20 protein-coding genes are annotated in these 22,922 nt (G+C 47.5%); 10 read left to right on the plus strand and 10 right to left on the minus strand.

What is annotated here, in order from left to right:
* The first annotated feature begins 159 nt into the window (after positions 1-159).
* Positions 160-1,758 carry a hypothetical protein gene (locus Q1V85_RS02580; RefSeq protein ID WP_300597140.1) on the plus strand — a complete coding sequence of 533 codons (1,599 nt, stop codon included), beginning with the start codon at positions 160-162 and terminating at the stop codon, positions 1,756-1,758.
* Positions 1,759-1,775: 17 nt separating this feature from the next.
* On the plus strand, positions 1,776-3,161 hold the full coding sequence (locus tag Q1V85_RS02585) for a RagB/SusD family nutrient uptake outer membrane protein (RefSeq protein WP_300597142.1): 1,386 nt from the start codon (positions 1,776-1,778) through the stop codon (positions 3,159-3,161).
* Between the two features lie 59 nt (positions 3,162-3,220).
* On the opposite strand, the gene Q1V85_RS02590 is transcribed toward Q1V85_RS02585, so the two are convergent.
* Both Q1V85_RS02590 and Q1V85_RS02595 read right to left on the minus strand, forming a co-directional pair.
* Positions 3,221-3,643: a DUF6520 family protein gene (locus tag Q1V85_RS02590; protein WP_300597144.1), complete on the minus strand. Its 423-nt coding sequence runs from the start codon at positions 3,641-3,643 to the stop codon at positions 3,221-3,223.
* Positions 3,644-3,911: 268 nt separating this feature from the next.
* Positions 3,912-4,898, minus strand: coding sequence for an AraC family transcriptional regulator (locus Q1V85_RS02595; RefSeq protein ID WP_300597146.1), 987 nt, complete (start codon positions 4,896-4,898; stop codon positions 3,912-3,914).
* Positions 4,899-4,987: 89 nt separating this feature from the next.
* Here Q1V85_RS02595 and Q1V85_RS02600 point away from each other — a divergent pair, with 89 nt between their 5' ends.
* The 8 genes from Q1V85_RS02600 to Q1V85_RS02635 all read left to right on the plus strand — a co-directional run bounded on the left by Q1V85_RS02600 (position 4,988) and on the right by Q1V85_RS02635 (position 15,135).
* Positions 4,988-5,608: a GNAT family N-acetyltransferase gene (locus tag Q1V85_RS02600; protein ID WP_300597148.1), complete on the plus strand. Its 621-nt coding sequence runs from the start codon at positions 4,988-4,990 to the stop codon at positions 5,606-5,608.
* A 42-nt stretch (positions 5,609-5,650) separates the two neighbouring features.
* Positions 5,651-6,712 (plus strand): heparan-alpha-glucosaminide N-acetyltransferase domain-containing protein, encoded by a 1,062-nt coding sequence (locus Q1V85_RS02605; protein ID WP_300597150.1) that lies wholly within the window; start codon positions 5,651-5,653, stop codon positions 6,710-6,712.
* Entirely contained in the window at positions 6,699-8,003 is a 1,305-nt protein-coding gene (locus tag Q1V85_RS02610) for a SidA/IucD/PvdA family monooxygenase (protein WP_300597152.1), read from the plus strand. Before Q1V85_RS02605 ends, Q1V85_RS02610 begins: the two co-directional genes overlap by 14 nt.
* A 327-nt stretch (positions 8,004-8,330) precedes the next feature.
* Positions 8,331-11,861 carry a chromosome segregation protein SMC gene (gene smc / locus Q1V85_RS02615; protein ID WP_300597154.1) on the plus strand — a complete coding sequence of 1,177 codons (3,531 nt, stop codon included), beginning with the start codon at positions 8,331-8,333 and terminating at the stop codon, positions 11,859-11,861.
* 215 nt (positions 11,862-12,076) lie between these two features.
* Positions 12,077-12,199 (plus strand): hypothetical protein, encoded by a 123-nt coding sequence (locus Q1V85_RS02620; protein ID WP_300597156.1) that lies wholly within the window; start codon positions 12,077-12,079, stop codon positions 12,197-12,199.
* Positions 12,200-12,287: 88 nt separating this feature from the next.
* A complete protein-coding gene (mrdA, locus tag Q1V85_RS02625; protein WP_300597158.1) occupies positions 12,288-14,438 on the plus strand; it encodes a penicillin-binding protein 2 in 2,151 nt (716 codons plus the stop codon).
* 101 nt (positions 14,439-14,539) lie between these two features.
* A complete protein-coding gene (locus Q1V85_RS02630; protein WP_300597160.1) occupies positions 14,540-14,758 on the plus strand; it encodes a hypothetical protein in 219 nt (72 codons plus the stop codon).
* 2 nt (positions 14,759-14,760) lie between these two features.
* Positions 14,761-15,135, plus strand: a complete 375-nt coding sequence (locus Q1V85_RS02635) for a hypothetical protein (RefSeq protein ID WP_300597162.1) — start codon at positions 14,761-14,763, stop codon at positions 15,133-15,135.
* 59 nt (positions 15,136-15,194) lie between these two features.
* Here the strand turns inward: Q1V85_RS02635 and Q1V85_RS02640 are convergent, their stop codons facing one another.
* The 8 genes from Q1V85_RS02640 to Q1V85_RS02675 form a co-directional block, all read right to left on the minus strand.
* Positions 15,195-15,854, minus strand: coding sequence for a CoA transferase subunit B (locus tag Q1V85_RS02640; protein WP_300597164.1), 660 nt, complete (start codon positions 15,852-15,854; stop codon positions 15,195-15,197).
* Between the two features lie 151 nt (positions 15,855-16,005).
* The gene (locus tag Q1V85_RS02645; protein ID WP_300597167.1) at positions 16,006-16,698 is read right to left on the minus strand and encodes a CoA transferase subunit A; all 693 of its coding nucleotides are present in this window, start codon (positions 16,696-16,698) and stop codon (positions 16,006-16,008) included.
* Between the two features lie 197 nt (positions 16,699-16,895).
* Positions 16,896-17,492, minus strand: coding sequence for a hypothetical protein (locus tag Q1V85_RS02650; RefSeq protein ID WP_300597169.1), 597 nt, complete (start codon positions 17,490-17,492; stop codon positions 16,896-16,898).
* 33 nt (positions 17,493-17,525) lie between these two features.
* The gene (locus tag Q1V85_RS02655; RefSeq protein WP_300597171.1) at positions 17,526-18,392 is read right to left on the minus strand and encodes a hydroxymethylglutaryl-CoA lyase; all 867 of its coding nucleotides are present in this window, start codon (positions 18,390-18,392) and stop codon (positions 17,526-17,528) included.
* A 46-nt stretch (positions 18,393-18,438) separates the two neighbouring features.
* The gene (locus tag Q1V85_RS02660; RefSeq protein ID WP_300597173.1) at positions 18,439-18,789 is read right to left on the minus strand and encodes a four helix bundle protein; all 351 of its coding nucleotides are present in this window, start codon (positions 18,787-18,789) and stop codon (positions 18,439-18,441) included.
* 104 nt (positions 18,790-18,893) lie between these two features.
* Complete coding sequence (locus Q1V85_RS02665; RefSeq protein WP_300597175.1) at positions 18,894-20,039, minus strand: acyl-CoA dehydrogenase family protein; 1,146 nt, start codon at positions 20,037-20,039, stop codon at positions 18,894-18,896.
* Between the two features lie 100 nt (positions 20,040-20,139).
* A complete protein-coding gene (locus Q1V85_RS02670) occupies positions 20,140-20,664 on the minus strand; it encodes a transposase (protein ID WP_300597177.1) in 525 nt (174 codons plus the stop codon).
* Between the two features lie 220 nt (positions 20,665-20,884).
* Positions 20,885-22,891 (minus strand): biotin carboxylase N-terminal domain-containing protein, encoded by a 2,007-nt coding sequence (locus tag Q1V85_RS02675; RefSeq protein ID WP_300597179.1) that lies wholly within the window; start codon positions 22,889-22,891, stop codon positions 20,885-20,887.
* Positions 22,892-22,922: the final 31 nt, after the last annotated feature.

Genomic DNA, 22,922 nt, shown 5'->3' on the forward strand with positions numbered 1-22,922 from the left:
AGCCCTTTGAAACTGAGCAGCCGAAAGATTCCCGATTTGTTTATAGCGCATCACAAAGGTAAAACCAATTTACCCCAACTTCATATCAAAAACTTTTACACCAATGTGAATTTCGAATTATGAAAGAGGTCTAATGTACCCCGCGGGGCCATACTTTCAATGGCAGACCGGTCGTTGGTAGCAAAAAACCTGCGGGGGCAGTTGAATTTTTCGCAGCAATGGGGCGCACACGGCATTACTGCAATATTGGGCGGAGAAGTGCGCGAGGCGCTAAATCAGCCCAGGCAATCACTTACCGTATTTGGTTACCAGGAGGATCCCCTGTCGCAAGTTCGAATAAATCCTGTAGCAATTTATCCAACTTATATTTCCGGTACTCCTGAGCGCATACCAACCACCCAGGGCGTTTCGGGGTATAGCCTTACCCGCTTTGTAAGTACCTATGCCAATGGCTTTTATACGCTTGCAAAAAAGTATACCCTGAGCGGAAGTTTCAGAAAGGATGCGGCAAATATTTTTGGGCTCAAAACCAATGATAAATGGAACCCCTTATGGTCTTCCGGTATTGGCTGGCTGTTGTCGAACGAGCGGTTTTATAAGGCCACAGCATTTCCTTACCTAAAGCTACGGGTTACCTACGGGTATAGTGGTAACCTGGACCCTCGAAAAACGCCGCTTCCTATTTCTTCAGCACTATCGGATCCGGTTACAGGTTTCCCGGTACAGCGGGTTAATAGCTTGAACAATCCTTCACTGCGATGGGAAAAATCGAGACAAGTGAATTTTGGCGTTGATTTTAGGCTGGTTCGGGATATAGCAAGTGGTTCGATCGAATACTACCTGAAAAAGGGAACCAAACTGTATGGCCCGGCGCCGCTGGACTACACTACCTGGGGGCGTTCACTGGATATTGTAAAGAATGTGGCCGACATGAAAGGGCAGGGAGTGGATATTTCTATTACCACCAATAACCTGAACCGTGCTGTAACGTGGCGAACAATGTGGATCTATAATTATAACACCAGCAAAACCACGCGGTATTATTCGAATGACTCGAAAGACTTTTATACGGCCGGCGAGGACGGCAATCGGATAAAGCCGGTAGTGGGCTGGCCGCTTTATAGCCTTACGGCCTATACCTGGGGAGGGCTGGATGCCAAAGGAGACCCACAGGGCTACCTGGATGGTCACCTGAGCACAGACTACAATGCAATTAATAATTCAATTGTGTCAAAAGGGCTTCAAAGCGGCAGTTTAAAATATATTGGGTCTACTGTGCCCTTGCATTTTGGATCAGTGATCAACTTCCTTGAGTGGCGGCGCTTGCAGCTTTCTTTTAACCTGATGTATAAAGCAGGCTATTTTTTTAAGAAAAGAACGTTTTCCTCCATGGATGCAATTGCCGGCAGGGGAGGACATGCAGATTATAACCTGCGATGGCAGCAAGCCGGCGATGAGGCACGGACCACCGTTCCGGCATTGGTATATACGGATTATCCCCAGTTTAGCGAGCGTGATATGTTCTACATAAATGCTCAGCCAAATGTCGTACGTGGAGATCATGTACGCCTGTACTATACAAACCTGGCCTATGAAGCAAGATTAAAAAATAAAGCAGGCACAGTTGTGCGGATCAATGCAAATGCTGCTAATCTTTGGATCCTATGGCGCGCCAACAGGTATAAGCTGGATCCGGAGGCACCTGATGGTGCTCCTGCAGCCCGTCAATATACCATCGGTATCAATGCAAGTTTTTAACTGTAAAATAATTTTTTATGAGAAACCAATTTTATGTGTTTACAATAGTGCTGACCAGTTTTGTGTTGTGCTTTTGGCTGACGGGCTGCGCAAAGTTCCTGGATCGGAAAACAACCAATGAGGTTGTTATGCCACAAACGATTGCAGATATGCAGGCCCTGCTCGACGATGCAGAGATAGTGATGAATCTGGGCACACCGGCTTCCGGAGAGGCCGGGGCCGATGATTATTTTATATTGTCTGATTATTACAAAACCTGTAGCTCAAGGGAACAGGCCATTTACAGATGGCAGCCGTATGATTATAAGTGGGACAACGACTGGTCAAAATCCTATGCTCCAATTTACAATGCCAATTATTGCCTGGAGTTGCTACGAAAACAGGAGCGGAACGCAGTAAATGCTGCAAGATGGAACAATGTGTACGGAAGCGCCCTTTTCTTCCGGTCGTATTATTTTCTACAGCTTTCCTGGATATATGCGAAGGCTTATGACGAGGCCACGGCGGCTACTGATCTTGGCATCGTATTAAGACTTACGTATGATTTTAACGATCCTTCCCGGCGGGCCAGCGTGGCAGATTGTTACCGGCAAATAATAAATGACACCCGTGAAGCGGCTGATTATCTGCCAGACTACCCGGAACATGTATACCGCCCCTCAAAGATGGCTGCATATGCCCTGTTAGCCCGTAGCTTTTTATCAATGCGTCAATATGATAGCGCACACCGGTATGCAGATCTTTGTCTGAACATGAAAAATGACCTGATCGATTTTAATGGCGATCCTGATCTGGCAGCATTGAGCACCACCTATCCGTTTAAACGATTTAACAAAGAAACTATTTTTTACACCGAAATGACAAAGGCAGATGCGTGGGGTGTGATGCTTCCAACGCGGAGCAAAGTAGATTCCGTTCTGTATGCAACTTATGAGGCGGCCGATCTGCGAAAGAAGGCGTATTTCCTGGAGTCTGGGGGGTATTATCGTTTTAGGGGCAGCTATTCCAAAGCCATTGGACCGTTTACAGGATTGGCCACCGATGAAATGTATTTGATACGAGCTGAATGCAGTGCCCGTAAAGGTGCAACGGGGGTACCGGATGCGCTATCGGATCTTAACACGCTGCTGGCAAAGCGATATACGAGTGGTGGTTTCAATAAAATTATTACATCTTCTGCCAGTGAAATACTAAACCGGGTATTGGAGGAACGTAGGAAGGAGCTGATTTGGAGAGGAATCCGTTGGGCAGATATTAAGCGACTGAATAAAGAAGGCCGGAATATCGTATTGAACAGAGTGGTCGATGGGCAGCGTTACCAGCTGGAACCTAATGCCAACTATTACGCCCTGCCGTTACCAACAGATATTATTACAATAACCGGTATGCCACAGAATGAATAGCAGGGGTAAAAGAAAGCCGGAAATATTAATGTATTACCGGCTTCCTGATAGGCCATGCTTTAACGCTTGATGTTTTCGATGGAGGAAAGAATGGTTGAAGATGCCTCTTTTACGTCTGTAACACGGTAGTCAGTACCGGAAATAGATGATTCAATCGACACCAGTGAAGATGGGTGTGTACTATTGAGGTACAGCGCTTGATCCTCTTCAGGAACCCTGATTGAAAACGAGCAGGTTACATCATTGCCGTCTGATTCGCAGGCTTCTCCCGGTGCAATGAGATTCCAGTTGTTTTGAGTTTCAACCTGAGATTTACCATAGGTTGCTAACTGGTATTGGAAATACAGGGTGGTCATGGTAACCGGTTTCGTAGCAGGCTGTTTCTTCGTATTGGTAAAAGCAAACGCAATGCTAATGGTAAATACCAGCGCCAGCAACGGCAAAACGAATTTTAGAGTCCGTGGACTTTTTAAAGTAGACATAAATTTTAGTTTAATAAAGTAGTTAAAAAATAAATGGTAGTTCGAGCTTGTTTTACTGCGCAGTAGGTAAAAGCTGTAGGCTTGCTGCATTCAGGTTTATGCAGTAAACCGGTTTACGGGAATGTTGCCTACTATTTTCTACAGGTGTTCGGCATCGCCTGTTGAACTGTGCGGATGCGGTTAAGGGCCGCAGATCTTAGTTCTTTGATGTTTCTGTTTCAAAGATGCGATGCGGAAGGGCCGGTGTTGTTATCCAATCGTGTTTTTTTTATTTGCGGAAATGGCTGGGATTAAAATGATAGATTTTTTTAAAGGCCTTGGAGAAATTGGAAACAGCCGAGAATCCCATATCCAGCGCTATATCCGTAAGCGGCTCGCTGGTATGAACCACTCGGGTAAAAGCCTCATTCATCCGGTGTTCCTGCCAGTAGCGGTATGGAGGCAGATTAAACCGTTTGGCGAAGAGTTTTTTCAGATAGGTTTCATTCATGCCGGCCTGTTGAGACAATAACCGGAAATTAGGCTCAACGGTAAGGTCTTTGAGTAGGAGGGTGCTAATATGGTTGATCTGACTGATCCTGCTCAATGATACAATACGTCCGCCAAGATGAAACGCTGTTTTGCATTCCAATGCTGTACAAAGCAATTGCTTTACGGCGAGCTCCAGCGCCAGGTCATCTGCCGCCGGGTTTCGCAGCAGCCACAGCATCCTGTTTGCGAGGTTTACCATTTCCTGGGTAGCAAACATATGATGCGGAAATATTTGCGCCGGTCTGTGTTTTACAGCGATGGCATCCAGGAAGGGCTGCAGGATTTCGGGGTAATAAGGCACCAGCCGTTGCAGGAAGCCGGTTGTACAGTGTATATCCAACGTGGTATACTGCCGTCCAGGCTCAAATTGTACCTGGTCTTCCACATGCGGCAGATAAAAAATATTGAACTGTGTTTCTTCTACCCAATTATCGTACGGCGTGTGTATCCGCTGCACAATGCTGTTGCGTATGAGGAAGCTGAATTCAATAACGGGTGTATCGGCTCTAACCCTAAACCGCCGTCGATCTTTTACATGGTAGCTGCTGAACCAGATTCCGCATTCTTTCATTTGCTTGTGCTGGAACAGCATATGCCCCCAACCTCCGGATAGGGCGCTGCTGCTCATAGAAGGAATAATAAGGGATTGATGCAGGTGTGGTACGGGGGCAGACCAAAAGAATGCATCATTGTCAGGGGAGGAGATTTCGAACAGGTTACTCATAAAATCAAGTATTTGGTTTAAAGATCATATCCCGGAAATGGGTATCCGGAAATGCATATTATAAAACTTATATAAATATAAAAATAAATATGAATAAAACCAATAAAAAATCAGCAGCCTCCGGTTTTGCGGTAAGGCCGGAGGAATGGTTCCTTTATCGCGAGCGGCTCAGTGGAGATCAGCTGGAGCTGGGTATCCGCAAGCTCGATTTGCGTAAGGACCTGGCGCTCATGTACCGGTGGGTAAATCAACCTTACGCATACCGCTTTTGGGGTATGCAGGGCACACTTAAAGCGCTCTATACATTTTATAATCCAAAGCTTGAAGAAGGGCATCTGCAGTTGTTTTTTGTATGCATCGGTGCAACACCGGTCGCTCTTATTGAAGTGTACCCGGTGTTACGATCAGAACTGGCCGACGTCCTTGATTTTACCGATGGGGATTATGGAGTTCATTTATTGATGGCTCCTTACCGGGAGGTAAAAGCGGCGGTTCCGGTAAACATCGATGGCCTGTCGGTGTGGGTATTAAAGGCCGTGCAACGGATGTTGTTCGACTTTTCTGCGGTGAAACGCATTGTGGCTGAGCCGGACGCTCAAAATATACACGCCTGCCGTTTGGCGGAAAAAGCTGGCTTTCATTATATCAAAACCTTACCGCTAGAAGGCAAAATGGCGCGATTGTATACCATTGCCCGGCATGAAATTTAAAAATCATTTTCTTTTATTCTTAATCCTTTAAATCGATCTTATATGCTAACGCCATACCAACGACAAGGTTTTTCGCTGGCCCGCGGTTTTGTAGTGCTGGCAATGCCGGCGATCCATACCGTATTACTGTATAGCCTGCCTGCTGTAAAACAAGGACCGGTGGGCTTTGTACTGGGGTTTCTGGCAGAAACTTCCGGGGCTCCTTTGTTCATGCTTTTGATGGGGCTGTTTATTGCACTGGGGCGTGCAAAAACGACCGGGTATATTTTAAAGCGCATGCTTATCCTGTTGCTGGCAGGGTACCTGCTCAATGTATTTAAACTACTGTTGCCGTATTACTGGGGATGGATCCCGCAACAGTTTCTGGAAGATAATGGAGTAACGGAACAGGTGGCCATGCACTTGTTGCTAACCGGCGATATTCTTCAGTTTGCGGCCATTGCCTACGCCTGCTGTGCATTTTTGAAAAAGCTTACATCAAATGTTATGGGGTATGCGGCCGTATCCCTGGTGGTCTTGCTAATGATGCCGCTTACCTGGTCGCTGCAGGATACGGGCCTGTTTACAATACCGTTGGCCTTATTAAACGGTAAACCGCCCTATACTTTCTTCCCCTTATTTCCCTGGCTGCTATACCCGCTGGCAGGCTTATTAACAGGAGCGCTGCTCTTAAGGTTAAATGGAAATCATTTTAACAGGCTACTACTGATATTGACACTGGGTCTTGTGCTAACCGGGTACCTGTTATCCTTAACGGAACCGGTTGAATGGCAGGCGGAGTTTTACCGGCTGGGAAGGGGAGGAACGTTGTTTCATATCGGGTTGGCTTTGGGATGGATATTGCTGTTTGTATGGTTGGCAAAGAACGTTAAAGGTAATTACCTGTTTCGGTTATTGCAATGGCTAAGCGATCATATTATGCTGGCGTATATACTGCAATGGATCGTTATTTTCTGGTGTTTTCCGCTGTTTGGTTATAATCGTTTGGGAACGGTTCCATCGCTGCTGGTATTATGTCTTACTACCGGTGGAAGCTACCTGATATTGGCAACCGCATTGGCGGGTATTAAAAAAATAAAAAAGATCAGCCATGAAGGACAATAGTATTTATGATATTGCCGGCATCGGCATTGGTCCGTTTAACCTGGGTCTGGCAGCGTTATGTGCACCCATAAAGTCCTTACGAACCATTTTCCTGGAAGCCCAGCCGGAGTTTAACTGGCATGAAGGAATGCTATTACCCGGCAGTACGCTGCAGGTGTCTTACCTGGCTGACCTGGTAACACTGGCCGATCCCCGCAGTGCCTTTACCTACCTCAATTTTTTAAGAAAGCAGGGGCGCCTGTTACAGTTTGGCATTCATGAAAACAATGTGATCACCCGCCGGGAATACAACCGGTATTGCCGGTGGGTATGCAGCCAGTTGTCTAACCTGTCTTTTAACTGGCGGGTTATGGATATCAGCTATCAGCAGGATCAGCAATATTACCGCATAACCGGTGTAAATCCGCTTACCGGGGCATTGAAAAGCATTATCGCACGGCATGTAGTTATGGGGGTAGGTACACAGCCGTGTATTCCGGATTTTGCAAGATCTTTGTTAGGTGATCAGGTCCTGCATTCTTCCCAATATCTGAAACATCAGACCGCCTTATTGCGTTCAAAAAAAATAGTGGTGGTCGGATCGGGACAAAGCGCTGCAGAAATTTTTTATGACCTCTTACAGGCCGGCCCGGTAACGGGTCAGCATTTGTCCTGGATGACACGGTCGCCGCGGTTTTATGCCATGGAACATACAAAGCTGAGCTTTGAAATGGCCACTCCGGCCTATATTGATCATTTCTTCCAGTTATCTAAAACCCAAAAGCCTGCGACGATACAGCAGCAGGATACTTTATACAAGGGGATCAATTATCAATTGATCAATGCCATTTATGACCGGTTATATGAGCTGATGACGGAAGGCATGCCTGTTCCGGTAACCTTAATGACCAATGTGACCTTGAAGAACATACGCCCTTCGAAAACGAAAGACTGGATGCTTCGGTTTCATCATGAAGAACAGGGACAATTCTTTGAGTTGGACGCAGAACATATTATATTGGCAACCGGGTATAGACCGATGATACCACCATTCCTGAAATCAATCCGGCATTTGGTCCGTTATGATGTACAGGGCAATTTCGATATTACCCGCAAGTATGCCATTGACGAAAAGCATACTTTATTTGTTCAGAATGCCGAAATGCATACGCATGGTTTTACAGCTCCTGAATTAGGATTGGGTCCGTACCGCAATGCGGTGATCATAAACACCATACTCGGCACTACCCATTACCCGGTAGATGACCATACCGTTTTCCAGCAATTTGGTATACCCGGCAACGGTAAATAACTTTCATTATCTCAACTTGGCCGTTGTTAGGCGTTTGCGCCCCATAACAATAAAATAACCCACCTTTCCAGGCGCCAACAATCCGCAAAACGGGTTGTTATATCCCTGTAAACCGGCGGTTTAGGGCCCTTGGGGAAGGATTTATCCCCCATTACAGGTAGAGCACGGCAATGCAGGCCGGGCGGGAGAGGGGCCTCCGGATTCGGAGGTTATCCACAGTTTTTCCACGTTTTTGCCCTGTTTTCCACCCATTGGTGTGCAAAAACAGGCTTTAGCATTGGGGCCGGAACCGTTATTTTCGCCTATACAATAAAACAGGAAAATACTGTGCGTTTAAAAAGTCTTGAAATAAAGGGATTTAAAAGTTTTGCCGATAAAACGGTCGTTAATTTTGACGACAATATTACCGGCATTGTAGGGCCGAACGGGTGTGGAAAATCCAATATTGTGGACAGCATCCGCTGGGTAATTGGGGAGCAAAAGATCAGCGCCCTCCGGAGCGAGAACCTGGATGCGCTGGTGTTTAACGGGTCAAAAACCCGTTCCGCCAGCGGACTGGCAGAGGTAAGCCTCACCTTTGAGAACACCAAGAACCTTTTGCCCACCGAGTTCAGCACCGTACGCATTACCCGTAAGTTTTATAAAAGCGGGGAAAGCGAATACCGCCTTAACGATGTGCAGTGCCGCCTGAAGGATATCCAGAACCTGTTTATGGATACGGGGATCAGCACCGATTCCTATGCCATCATTGCGCTGGACATGGTGGATGACCTCATCAAGGATAAGGACAACAGCCGCCGCCGGATGCTGGAGCAGGCCGCCGGTATTTCCATTTATAAAACCCGTAAAAAAGAAGCCAAACAAAAGCTGGATGCTACGGAGCAGGACCTGAACCGGATCGAAGACCTGCTGTTCGAGATCAACAACCAGTTAAAGGCCCTGGAAAGCCAGGCCAAAAAGGCGGAAAAATACCACGAGATAAAGAAAGAATACCGCGAGGTAAGCATTGAGCTGGCCAAAGCGGCACTGGAAGGGTTTAACCTTACCTATAAACAACTGAATGAACAGCAGCAGGCCGAAACCGATAAATCCATAAAACTGGAAGCGGAAATTGCAACGGCCGAAGCGCATATTGAGCAGGAAAAGCTGGTGTTTATTGAAAAAGAACGCATCCTGCAAAGCAAGCAGGCAGCCTATAACGAGCTGGTACAGCAGGTACGCACCAAAGAGGGTGATAAAAACCTGGCCGTACAGCGCCTGCAATACCTGAAAGAGCGCGAAACCGGTCTGCAGGAATTCTTATCCAAATCCGATGCCCAGCTAAAAGGCATTGAAGAAAGCATTGCCTTTACCCAACAGCAGGTGGGCGATGAGGAAAAAGCGCATGAAGGACTGAGCGAACAGCTGGAGAACTTCAGGGATGAAGTAACCCGCCGGCGGAATATCCTGGATGAGCAGCGCCATGGCGTAGATACTCTGCGGATGGAATACCAGCAGGTACAGCGGGAGCAGTTTGAAGCCGAAAAGAAAGTAGCCGTAGCCGATACATCCGTACAAAACCTGCAGCGCGCCGTACAGCAGATCGAAGATGAATCGGCTCAGCGGGAAGAGCACCTGCAAAAAGTACAGGCCGATCATCAATTGAAGGAGCGCGAACTGGAAGAAAGAAATGCGTCTTTAGAGCAGTTGCAGGCGCACCATGATCATACCAAAGAGCAGATCCTGCAAACGCAGGGTATTGTAGAAGAGCTGCGCAACCGCCTGGCGGATGAAAACCGGGTGCTGGATGCCAAGCGTAACGAGCACGACCTGCTGAAGAGCATGATCGACTCTATGGAAGGCTATCCTGAAAGCGTAAAGTTCCTGCATAATAATAAAGAATGGAATACGCAGGCACCCATCCTGTCGGATATCCTGTATGTAAAAGAAGAATACCGTACCGCGCTGGAAAACGTGCTGGAGCCCTACCTGAACTACTATGTGGTAGAAGACCTGCAGCAAGGTTTAAAGGCGGTGCATTTGCTGAGCGACCAGAAAAAAGGAAAGGCCAATTTCTTTTTATTAAATAAGATTGAAGAAGCAGCGCAAAGCGGCGGCCATAGCCTGGCGGGCGCCCTGCCGGCACTGGAAGTAATAGAAGTAGAAGCCAAATACCGCAAGCTGGCGGAACATCTGCTGGGCAATGTATTTATTGCCGAAGGGGAAGCCGCGCTGGAAAACAGCAACGGCTCCGTGGTGATTGAAAAGCAGGGTAAGTTTGTAAAAGGAAAGTTTACGCTTACCGGTGGTAGTGTAGGATTAATTGAAGGAAAGAAAATTGGCCGGGTAAAGAACCTGGAAAAATTGCAGGAAGATATTGCCGCGCAGGATGAAGTAGTGCAAAACCTGCGGGCGCAGATACAGGCCCGGCATAACGAAGTGATTGCTTTTAATGAAGACCTGCGGGAAAGCGCCATTAAGGAAACACAAAAAGAAATACAGGAACTGACCAATGCCGTATTTGCCTTGCAGAACCGCTCAGAGAACCTGCAAAGCCAGCAAAGCGCGGCAAGAAACCGGCTGGAGGAACTGACGGAACAGTTACAACATACGCAAAACTCCATATCCGGTGTACGCCAGTCGCTGGAGGAGTTTACAGAAATACTGCAGCAGAATGCCAACAAACTGGCTGAAGCCGAAGATACCTTTAAGCAGGCCGAAGGCAGCTACCAGGAGGCTACCGCACAGTTTAATGAATTTAACCTGAACGTAACCCGGCAGCAAAGCAAGGTAACGGCCCTAAAACAGGAACTGAATTTTAAAACCAACCAGCTGGGTGAACTAAAACGCCAGATTGAACAAAGCACCGTGCAGTTATCCGATACCGGCGGGGAAATCATCAGCTCTGAAGCCGCATTGAAAGAAATTGAAGAAACCTTATTGAACCTGGTACGCAGCCGCGAACAGGACCAGCAGATCCTCAACGAGGCGGATCAGTCCTACTACAATATGCGGAACCTGCTGAATGAAAAGGAAAGCGAACTGCGCCATAAGATCCGCGAAAAAGAACAGGTAGAGCACCTGCTGGCAGCTATAAAGGATAAACTGAATGAGCTGAAGCTGCAGCTGGCCGGTACAAGGGAGCGTTTGAACGTAGAGTTTAAGATCCAGATTGAAGACATCCTGGATGATCCGCGCAGCAGCGAAACGGCGGTGGAAGAATTGCAGGAAAAGGCAGACCGGATGAAGAAGCGCCTGGAGAACCTGGGCGAGGTAAACCCCACCGCCATTGAAGCCTTTACCGAAATGAAAAAGCGCTACGAGTTTATTGTGGAGCAGAAGAATGACCTGGTAAACGCCAAGGAAAGTTTGCTGAAGACCATTGAGGAAGTAGAGACGACGGCCAACCAGAAATTCCTGGATACCTTTAACCAGGTGCGGGAAAACTTTCAAAAAGTATTTAAATCGCTGTTTACCGAAGATGACCAGTGCGACCTGGTACTGGAAGATCCCGAGAACCTGGCCGATACCGGTATTGATGTAGTGGCCCGCCCCAAGGGAAAACGGCCCACCTCCCTTACCCAGCTAAGCGGGGGAGAACGTACCTTAACAGCCACCGCGTTGCTGTTTGCCATCTACCTGATCAAGCCGGCGCCGTTCTGTATCCTGGATGAGGTAGACGCACCGCTGGATGATGCCAACGTGGGTAAGTTTACCAATATGATCCGCCAGTTTAGCGAAAACTCCCAGTTCATTATTGTAACGCACAATAAAACCACCATGAGCACGGTGGATGTGATTTATGGGGTAACCATGCAGGAGCCCGGTGTAAGCAAACTGGTAAGTGTAGACTTCCGGAGCCTGGCTGCACAGAATTAGGTTTTTAGTTGTTATTATTTAATAGGGCCACCTGTTTACGGGTGGCTTTTTTATAGGCGCTAAGTTTTGCATCCAAAATGACCCGGTGCTTCCGGAGACAAAAACATATACTCCCCAAAAAAAATCTGCTTAATACGTATCTTCATTGGTGGTCAATAACAACCGGTCCGTAATTTTGCAGTTCGCAAAAAACAATCATTTTTAAAACCGGCAGCATGTTCAGCAAATGGGTACACCCGGGACGGTTAGAAAACAAAAGAACCGCTGCCGGGAAAGCGGTAGAATTGCTCAAGCACAGCATGATTGCGGATGCCGCCGGTTTTGCCGGGGCGGGATAAAAGCATTGAACGGATAGCTCTGTTTTAAGAGCAGCAGGATCTATGAAACAACACAAGCGTGTAACAATAAAAGCATTAAAACAGGTTTATGCCCGTATTCAATAAGTCGAGAGGCTATATCGTGAAGTTGATTATTTTATGTGTATTCGCCTTTCTTGTTGCCCAGCTGGCCAACCTGCAGCTGGTAAACCGGAAATATCTGGAGCTGGCAAAGGATAATGCCGTTTTTCAAAAGATCATTTACCCGGAGCGGGGTATTATTTACGACCGGAAAGGGAAAGCCGTTTTAAATAATACCATCATGTTTGACCTGGTGGTAACCCCCGCAGAGGTAAAGAACCTGGACACAGCGGCGCTTTGCAACCTGGTGGGAATTGACACGGCTGAATTCAGAGCCCGCATTGTAAATGCCATTGTAAAAAATTCCCGTGTACGGCCTTCGGTATTTCAATCGCTGCTAACGCCGGAAGTGCAGGCGCGTTTTGAGGAAAGCAGCTGGCGCTTTGCCGGTTTTGCCCTACAACAGCGCCCGGTGCGCACCTATCCGTATAATGTGGGAGCACATTTCCTGGGTTACATCGGGGAAGTGGATGCCCGGGATATTGAGCGCTCCGGTGCTTTTTACCGCCAGGGCGACTATATTGGTAAGAACGGGCTGGAGTATAACTATGAAGGTGTGCTGATGGGCCGGCGTGGTGTGCAGTACATGATCAAAGACAACCGGAACCGCCTGGTAGGGCATTATGAAAACGGCAGTTTTGATACCACCGCGGTTGCGGGCAGGGGGTTAAAAACCTACCTGGATGTGGAACTGCAGGCGCTGGCAGAAAAGCTGATGACGAATAAGGTGGGGGCTGTAGTAGCCCTGGATCCCAAAACAGGGGGCATTCTGGCCATGACATCCGGCCCGGTATTTAACCCCAATGACCTTAGTGGTCCGCAAAAGAATGCCAATTATGCAAAAATGGCATTGAATGTAAGGGCGCCGTTATTAAACAGGGGCATCAAAGGGCGGTATCCGCCCGGCTCTACCTTTAAACCGCTGGGCGGACTGGTGGCCCTGGCGGAGGGCGTAATCACCCCTGCCTCCGGTTATCCCTGCCGGGGTGGCTATTATGCCTGTGGCAGAAGGGTGGGCTGCCTGGAAGCCTGGGCCGGGCATGCGGATAACCTGCACCTGGCTATTGCCCATTCCTGTAATGCTTTTTTCATCAATACCTACCGGCTTACGGTAGATAACCCGAAGTATGGGAATGTAAAACGGGGATATGAAAAATGGGAGGAGTATATGCACAAACTGGGCTTGGGCGTGCGGCTGGGGGTAGACCTGCCCAGTGAAGACAGGGGCAAGATACCCACCGTATCGGTTTATGATGAAGACTATAAGGGCAATTGGACCTCCTGTACGAACCTTACCCTGGGAATGGGGCAGGATAAGATGCTGTTAACCCCGCTGCAACTGGCCAATGCCACCTGCATTATTGCAAACCGGGGGTATTATTATATTCCGCATTTTGTAGACAGCATCGAACGCGAAACACCGGCAGATGCTTCATTGCTGCAAAAGTACCGGCAACGGCAGGAGGCTTTAACGCATATTTCTGCAACGGCCTATGATGCCATCATTGATGGAATGAATGACGTGGTAACCCAGGGTACCGCAAAAATAGCGGCGATCCCGGGTATTGATGTATGCGCCAAAACCGGAACGGCGGAAAACTCAACAGTGCTGGATGGCAGGCGCATACAGCTGGAGGACAATTCCATGTTCATTTGCTTTGCGCCAAAGGACAATCCCAAAATCGCGATTGCTGTAGTGGTGGAAAATGCCGGCTTTGGCGGTACCTGGGCAGGACCCATTGCCCGTATTCTAATGGAACAATACCTGCTGGATAGTTTAACCAATAGGAGTAAGGCCGACCTGGAACGGATTGCGCAGGCCAACCTGGTGCCCTGGTATTTTGAACGGTTGCAATATAAAACCGATTCTATAAGGGCGGAGGAGTGGACTAAACTGACCAGGGATAGTACCCGGTTACGTGGGTTTTTAAAACATGCCGTGCGCCCCCGGGTAAAAGTATCCGATAGTGCAAGCGTTGTAGTGAAACCGATACCCGGTCCATCTTCCGGTAGCAAAACACTACCGGGTAAAAAACAGGAAGCCGCAAAACCGCTATGGGCTGGTATCGATCCTGCAGAAAGAAACCGGATGTTTTTCCGGGAAGCTGACCAGAAATGAAATGTTCGAAAGAAATTTAAATACTCGTTTCTCCTGCTGACATAAGGCTGTCATACAGTCTGAATAGCTTTGTATCATTGAATCACTTAAATGCAAAAGAAATGAGAACAATCGCTCAACGGCCTGCAGATCATCTGCAAAAAGTCCTGTACCGGCTGTTGGTACATAAAGAGGCGTCCCCGGAACCGGTTACCGACTATAGTGAAAGGAAAGGACATTTTGAAACAGCGTTGATCATAGATCCCCTTGGCGCATTATTCAGCATGATGACCGGTAAACAGGCATTGAATGCTTTTACAGAAAAAAATAAAACCCGTTAACGATGGAAATAAAAGACGGTAAAATGGCCGTATATGCCAAAACCCGCCGCCAATGGCGCAACTGGCTGCAAAAGCATGCCACCTTGCAGGAGCCGGTATGGCTGATCTTGTTTCACAAAGGCTGCAAAACACCTTCGGTAGACCGCATTGAGGCAACGGAAGAAGCGCTTTGTTTTGGATGGATCGACAGTCTTTGTAAAAAACGGGATGCCGAAAGTTATTACCTTACGTTTTCACCACGCAATCCCCGGAAAAGTAATTGGAGCGCACCCAATATCGAACGGGCTCAACGGATGATCTCCGAAGGAAAAATGACTAAGGAAGGCATGCGGCTGATCGAAATTGCCAAAACGAAGGGCACATGGCAGGAAGTATAAACAGGTTCCGGCTTCCTGCTTGTTTTTAAAAGTTGTACAGTTACCATAAGCACCCATCTCTATGCCAGCCTGATCTCAGGTATATCGCCCTTTACGACAAGCCGGCCTTCGGTTGCCTTTTGTATATCTTCAACAGATACACCAGGTGCGCGTTCCAGCAATACAAATCCCTCATCCGTAACATCAAGAACCGCAAGGTCGGTGACAATTTTTTTAATACATTTTACACCAGTAAGCGGAAGGGTACACTGTTTTAATAATTTGGATTGTCCGTCCTTGCTGGTATGCTGCATGGCTACAATAATGTTTTTGGCTGCGGCTACCAGGTCCATCGCCCCGCCCATGCCCTTTACCATTTTACCAGGGATCTTCCAGCTGGCGATATCACCGGTGTCGCTTACTTCAAAGGCTCCCAATACGGTGAGATCGATATGCCCTCCGCGGATCATGGCAAAACTGGTAGCTGAATCAAAATAAACGCCACCGGACAGCAGGGTAACGGTTTGTTTGCCGGCATTGATCAGGTCCGGATCGGCCATGCCTTTTTTGGGGAAGGGGCCCATGCCCAGCATACCATTCTCCGATTGCAGCACTACTTCAATGCCTTCCGGAATATAATTAGCTACCAATGTAGGAATGCCGATGCCCAGATTTACATAGTAGCCGTCTTTTAATTCCTGTGCGATGCGTTGTGCGATTTGTTGTTTTGTGAGGCTCATTTTTTTGTCTTTTAGTGAGAAGTGAATGGTTTGAGCGTGAGATGGAAAGGAGTGCGTTGAATAGCGATATGTATACATCGAAGACTTGGTGTAAAAGCTTACAGAAGTCACCTTTTTGTACAATCTGTTCACTTTATACTTTTCACTTTCGCTATTCCCGCTCTGTTAGTTGCTCAATCCTTTTTTCATAATCCACTCCCTGGAAGATCCGTTGTATATAAACACCGGGGGTGTGGATCTGCATGGGATGTAATTGCCCTGCCGGTACCAGTTCTTCTACTTCCGCAATGGTGATCTTTCCGGCAGTAGCCATAGGATGATTGAAGTTGCCTGCGGTTTCTTTATAGATCAGGTTGCCATGGGTGTCACCCTTCCAGGCTTTGATGATGGCAAAGTCTGCGGTAAGCGCGTGTTCCAGCAAATGGGGCTTGCCGTTAAATTCCCGTACTTCCTTACCGATAGCTACTTCAGTACCATACCCGGCCGGCACATAAAAAGCCGGGATGCCTGCTCCGCCCGCACGGCAGCGCTCGGCCAGGGTACCCTGGGGGATCAGTTCCACTTCCAGTTCGCCGTGTAACAACTGCCGCTCAAACTCAGCGTTTTCTCCTACATAAGAGGAGATCATTTTCCGGATCTGTTTTTTTTGCAGCAGGAGGCCAAGCCCAAAATCATCTACACCGGCGTTATTGGAAATACAGGTAAGCGCCTTCAGATCTGTTTCTGTAAGCGCCTTGATGCAGTTTTCCGGAATACCGCATAAGCCGAAACCGCCCACCATCAACGTCATGCCGCTTTGGATACCGGCGATGGCTTCCTGTGCATTTTGTACAACTTTGTTCATGTTTTTTGTTTTTTTGCTGGCAGTCACAAAGTCACTAAGTCTCAAAGTAACACTAAGATTGTAGTTCGTTGTGATGCTTCATTTCTTTATCCATTAATGGTCGTGTTCTTTTTTATTGCGAAGACACCCGTCTTGCCTGTATCGCAGCTTTCTACTTTGTGTTTCTTTCTGTCTTCGGGCCTTTGTGGCTCAGGATGCTAAAAATGATATACCATACCAATCCCGTTTTCAGTAAACGCCAGTTCCGGAGCCGCTTTCTTCCAATACCGGTTTTGTTTCTGATGACTTAGGTACATGGTGGCGTCAAACAACAGCAACCCTGCACCCTGAACGATCAGGGAATTCCCATAACCCCTGTTCCGGGCCGGGTTTTTCGCATGATCTGCCCGGGCATTTAAGAAAGCCCCGGCCCCTATATACAACAGGTCGAGCCCCCCGTTGATCGCGTATAACTGCTTCGTGTTTTTGTATGCCTTGTATTTACCGGCATCTGAAACCGACAATGTTTTTTCTTTTTTAGCACGGATCAACCCCAGTACCCCAATGCCGGTATTTACCGCCCCCCATAGTACATTCATGGTGTGAAAGGCCTTTACTTCTGTATTGTTAGTGCTTAGTGCCCCAATAATACCGCTGCCCATATTTACCACGCCCCATCCGGATAATAACCACATGCCTTTCCGGTTGGTTTCGATCCGTTGTTGATGCAGGCCGGTAATATTCCGGGGATCATTTTGTTGCGCGTTCAAAAAGCAGTACAGGCAACAAAAGAGCAGTATAAATAAAAGCTTCATGGCCGGGGTTTTATGTAAGTTACAACATCCGGGTTATGATTTCAAACCATTAAAGTCCGGGTATGCGGCGGCAATCTTTTCAATAAGGCCTTCGTTCAGTCCGGTTATAATATGGTTGTTACTACAATATTGCAGCAATGAAAGGGTATTTACATTACCCAACAGTTCATAACCGGTAAGCGGACAGCCGCCAAACCCGTTGATGACGCCATCAAAACTGCGGCAGCCTGCTTTCCAGGCCGCGTCGATTTTCTCCAATGCCTGCTCCGGGAGCGTGTGCAAATGCAGGCCCAGCTCTATATTTGGAAAACGGGGGATCAGCGTTTTAAAAAGTTTGTAAATGATTTCGGGAGTGCCCAGCCCGGTGGTATCGGATAGGGTGATGGTTTGAACACCTTTGCCTGCCAGTAAATAAACGGCGTCCTGTAAAATAAATTCCGACCATTCATCACCATAGGGATTCCCAAAGGCCATGCTGATATATACCCGGAGTGCCTTTCCGGTGCTTTGACTGATATCAGCAATTTCGCTTAAGGCATGCAATACTTTAGACGAATCGGAATGAATATTCCGTTCCAGGAAGGTATTGGAGATCGAATAGGGGAATCCTAAAATGTCCACTTTTTGTTGTGCGGCTGCTTCCATCGCGCCCCGCGCGTTGCCAATAATAGCCAGCAGTTTGGTGGCCGATCCTTCTTTATTGATCTTCTCCAGCACTTTTGCGGATTCCGCCATTTGCGGTACCGCTTTTGGCGACACAAAGCTTCCGAAATCGATCACTTCAAATCCCACCTGTATCAGCTCATTGATATAGGCCGCCCGTTTTTCCGGAGGGATGGTATAGGGGAGGCCCTGCTGTGCATCGCGCGGGCACTCGGTTATTTTTAGTTCATTGTTCATGGTATATAGTTAATAGCTAATAGATCATGGCTCATGGTTTACCTTTTTATAAAGAATTACGAAGTTTGGTAATCATTTTGCTTAGCAACTCATAGTCTTCGTATAATTTCCTGAACAGATGCTCTGTAATATAGTTTCTCTTTTTTGCCAGGAATAACCCTGCCACTACCTCAATAGCTGAATGCAAGGCTATATTTAAGAATTGCTTAAATACCGGAATAGTTTGTCCTGTGGAACCCTCGGCGATGTTCAGTACAACGGAATCTGCTGCCTTTTTGAGCTGGGAAGAGCGGCTATATCTTTCTTCAACCGGAAAGTTCTCTGTTATAAGATCAATCTCATTCGAAGCATCAACCGCCTTATGCCAAACATTTAATTCTTCAAAACGAAAAGCCATATCAATTAATATTATTGCATTTGATATTTTAGTGTTCGTAGAGCATCGTTAACGATCATGTGTTGCATACTATGAGCGATGAACCATTGCCCATCAACTATGAACTATAACCCTAACTGCTTCGCGATCACGATCCGCTGTATCTCTGATGTTCCTTCGCCGATCTGCAGCAAGCGCTGATCGCGGTAGAAGCGCTCTATATTGTATTCCTTCATTAACCCATAGCCGCCGTGTAGCTGTACTGCTGCGTCAGCAACCTCTTTGGCGATCTCCGAGCAATAAAGCTTTGCCATGGCGGCTTCTTTTGTAAACGGCTGATGGGTATCCTTCAGCCAGCAGGCCTTATATAAAAAGGTACGCGCCAGTTCTATCTTCAGGGCCATATCGGCCAGCTTGAACTGGTTGACCTGGAAGGAGGAAATAGCCTGTCCAAATTGCTGCCGCTCCTGTGTATAATTTAATGCCATTTCAAAAGCGCCCTGCGCGCAGCCCAGTCCCATAGCGGCAATGCTTAACCGGCCGGCATCCAGCGTGCGTAACATGATCTTTGATCCTTCGCCAACCGGTCCCAGGGTATGCGACTTTGGTACGCGGCAATCATCAAAAAACAACTGGGCCGTGTCGCTGGCGCGCCACATCATTTTGCCGTGCATGGCCTGCTGCGTAAAACCCGGTGTATCGCGGTCTACAATAATGGTTGTAAACTCTTTTTTGCCGTTTGCTTCATTGGTTACGGCCTGTACGGTAGTACCGCGGTTCAATGCAACGGAACCATTGGTGATAAAGATCTTACTACCGTTAATCACCCATTGGTCACCTTCTGCTTTTGCAGTGGTTTTTGAGGCCCTTGAATCACTGCCTGCACCAGGTTCGGTTAATCCAAACGACCACAGGGCCGTGCCGGTGCAAAGCTGTGGCAGGTATTGCAGCTTTTGCTCTTCTGTTCCATAATTATAAATAGGACCAATCCCCAGGGAGTTATGGGCCGCCAGCGTAGCGGCCTGCGATCCGTCTACCCGTGCTATTTCTTCTATGGCGATGATATAGGCCAGGTAGTCCATACCGGCACCGCCATATTTTTCCGGAAGATAAATGCCCATCAGGCCCAGTTCGCCCATTTGACGGGTGAGCTCCGGTGAGAACTGCTCATTTTCGTCCAGTTCCTGTGCCTTTGGTTGAATGCTCTTTTCCGCAAATGCCCGCACCATATTCCGGATCGCCTGGTGCTCCTCGCTTAATGTATAGTCCATATTGAAATGATCTTTTGTTGTTATTATTCGGATTCGAGAGGACGTGAATCCTGGCTTTCCACGTTCTGGTTCGTGTCCTCACGAACCTGCTTGATCTTGTTCATCCAAATTCTTCACGCAGATCCTTTAAAAATGGGAACCGGTTCTCATTCTTTTCATAAAAACCAGCAGAGGAGTACACGTAATCACAGGGATCTGTTACAAGTTTCCAGTGTGCCTGACATGGATTATAATGGATATAATCCAGCTTTTGATACGCTACTTTTTTTGTATATAAATGAATGGCCAAAGGATCCCGTTGCCAGAATTCATATTGTTTATTGATTGCCGATACCTTATAAGAAGAAAGAGGGATTCCCTGGTCTGTCCGGATCCACTTTTTAAATTCGTGCGCCGTAAATTTTAATAGGGAGCCTTGTGCTGTTTCTTTGCCATTCAATGCGTTGGTTCTCCAGATTAAATGAATATGCGTAGGCATGATTACAAAGGCAAATACATCGATTTTTCTGGTGTCTGACAAGTGCCGCAAAGAGTCGATGATAATATTTTTATAACTGTCCTGTTCCAGTAACCGCTGCCAGTTATTAATAGTTGCTGTCCAGAAGAAGATTTCACCGACTTTCATATAGCTTTTGCGCTGTAGTTTTAAAACCTTGCTGTTCCGGACAGAATCTTCTTGTTGCGGTTCGTGAGGACACGAACCGGGGCCGGGGATTTCACTGGCTTCTATGTGGCTTTTTCGCTGTGGTTTTATTTGCTGATCTTCCATGTTGAATTATTTTTATTACGGTTCGAACCCGGCCTCTCCCTTATCTACTGATCATCTGTTGTCCAGGTTCGTGTCCTCACGAACCAGATGCCTGATCCAATCCCGCTTCTATGTGGATCAATGGCGTTGTTGTGTCTACCTTATCGCCTTCGGCTACATCTATTGCTGTTACCATTCCATCTTTCGGACTCAGGATATTATTTTCCATTTTCATGGCCTCTACAATTAACAGCAGGTCTCCTTTTTTAACAGCTGAGCCTTCCTTTACTGCAACCTTGATCACCTTACCTGGCATGGGTGCACAAATGTTTCCGGCTGCAGCCGCGGTGGCGGATGGTGGAGGTTGGGTATTTTTTGCTATATGCAGTATGTCATTGCGTTTTATGGTATAGTCAAATCCGTTGTAACGTATGATAAATATACCTGGTGCTATTTCAAAAATGTGTACAGGATAGGATTGCTGATCCAGTACAAGATTGAACTGTTGTGCTCCCACTTTTGTAAGCGTAGCATTGCTGAGTATCGTCTGGCATTCAAAATCGATTGAAGCAAGAGTTTGCCGGTGGATCATTATCACAATTTCCTGACCATCCACATTCAGTGTGAGCTGCCGAACCAGCCGCCAGTAACCGATGGCTTTCCAGATGGATGAGGCATTGCTCTCTTTATGAAGCAGGCTGAATACCAGTGCGGCGGCCAATGGAACCCGTATATCCTCCCTTTTTTTACGGTCTTCAAACTGTTGTAACAGGTTGGCCAGATGAATGTCGATATATTTTGTTGAGACCCTGTTTCCTATAAAATCCGGATGATGGAGTAGGCCCAGCAGGAAGGCGATATTGTTTTTAATGCCATAGATGAAATACTGTTGCAGCGCTTCAATCATCTTTTTGCGCGCGGCCTCGCGATCTGCTCCCCAGGTAATGAGTTTGGCAATCATTGGGTCAAAATCCCCCGTTACGGAAGCACCGTGTTGCAGGTGCATGCCATCGATGCGGATGTGTTCGCCATAAGGTTCTTTGTAAAAGTATATCGTTCCGGGGGCTGGTAAAAATTGTTGTTCCGGATCTTCTGCATAAATGCGGCATTCAATGGCATGGCCCTTTTGCCGGATGTCCTTTTGTTGAAGTTCCAGTACTTCTCCCCGGGCAATACGGATCTGCTGTTCTACAATGTCTACACCAGTAGTGAGTTCTGTAACCGGGTGTTCCACCTGTATACGGGTATTCATTTCAAGAAAGTAGAAACTAAGGTCAGGGCCCACTAAAAATTCAAGGGTTCCTGCACTTTGATAACCGATCGCTGCAGCCAGCTGTACCGCCGCACTGCAGATCTGCTCCCGTACCGCCGGCGTCAACGTAGGAGATGGGGCTTCTTCAATGATCTTCTGATGACGCCGCTGCAGGGAGCATTCCCGCTCAAACAGGTGAATGATATGCCCCTGCTGATCGCCCAGTACCTGTACTTCCACATGCCTTGGAGCCTCAATATATTTTTCAATATAAACCGTATCGTCGCCAAAATAGTTTTTTGCTTCCCGTGCGGTTGCCTCAAGCGCATCTTTTAATTCGCTTTCCCGCAGTACCACGCGCATGCCCTTGCCCCCTCCGCCGGCAGCAGCTTTTATCAGCAACGGAAAACCAACGGAAGCATACTGAGTCAATAACTCCGGTACGGTGCCGGTGATGCCCGGCGTGACTGGCACACCCGCGGCCAGGGCGGTTTTGCGTGCAGCTATTTTATTCCCCATGGCCTCCATGGCTTCCGGTGTGGGGCCAATAAATAGAATACCGGCCTTTCTGCAGGCATCCGCAAATGCTGCATTTTCGGAAAGAAAGCCATATCCTGGGTGGATGGCATCCGCATGCACAGCTTTAGCTGCGGCGATGATATTACTGCTGCTCAGGTAGGTTTCTCCAAGCGATTGTCCTTTCAGCAATACAGTTTCGTCTGCTTCACGAAGATAAGCGGCACCGGCATCCTGGGGGGCATAGACCAATACGGTGCTGATCCGCATTTTTTTGGCTGTCCGGATAATACGTAAGGCAATTTCGCCACGGTTTGCTATAAGGATCTTGTTCATTGAGTAACAGGTAAGATGTTTTATAGTGAGG

The sequence above is a fragment of the Niabella sp. genome (assembly GCF_030150205.1).
Taxonomy (GTDB): Bacteria; Bacteroidota; Bacteroidia; order Chitinophagales; family Chitinophagaceae; genus Niabella.